Origin of the sequence: Burkholderia sp. Tr-20390, from assembly GCF_017104595.1 — a bacterium.
GTDB lineage: Bacteria > Pseudomonadota > Gammaproteobacteria > Burkholderiales > Burkholderiaceae > Burkholderia.
The window spans coordinates 1-706 of record NZ_JAAGPC010000433.1 but is presented as its reverse complement, the minus strand read 5'-3'; the positions used below and the strand labels follow the sequence as shown (position 1 = coordinate 706).

The window sequence follows — 706 nt, the reverse complement described above, 5'->3', positions numbered from 1 at the left end:
GGGATTGCGTTCGAGCTGGCGCTGCGCGTCGCGCTGGCGATCCAGTTCCGCGACGCGGTCGACGAATTCGGTATCGTCCGGCACGAGCACGAGATACGCATGCAGTGCATCGAGATATGCGGGATCGCTGCCGGCCGACTGCAGCACGCGCCGCCACAGCGCCATCGCCTCCGTATGGTCGGCGTCGGCGCGCTTCGCGAGCGCCCAGGCGATCCGGTTCGCCTCCGGCCGCGTGTCGGCACGCTGGTTCAGGAGCCGCGCGAGCGCCATCGTCGCGCTCGTGTCCTGCGGATCGGCCGCGACCGCGCGGCGCAGCGCGGCGATCGCCGGCTCGCGTCCGCCCGGCGCATTCGACACGATCTGGTAATACTCGGCGCCGAGCGCACCCGACGGCGCGCCGTTCGGAAACAGCGCGACGATCCGCCGGGCCGCTTCGTCCGCGCGGCCGCTGCGCGCGAGCAGGCGGATCTGTGCCATCTCGCCGCGCCCGCTCGTCGCGACGCGGTATTCGTCAGCCACCCGCCGCGTGGCGGGCGCATTCGGCGACTGCGCCTGCAAGCGTGCGAGCGACGCCTGCGCGCCTTTCGCATCGCCGAGCCGCAACAGCACGCGCACTTGTTCGGCCAGCAGCTCGGGATCGCCCGGCGCGATCAGCAGCCCCTTGCGCAGCGCGTCGCGCGCGAGGTCGAGATCGGAAGAGCACACG

1 pseudogene is annotated in these 706 nt (G+C 72.5%); it reads right to left on the bottom strand.

The annotated features are described in order from the left end of the window. Nucleotides 1-705, bottom strand: a pseudogene (locus G3N98_RS39395) (cellulose biosynthesis protein); the annotation flags it as partial. Nucleotide 706 lies beyond the last annotated feature (1 nt).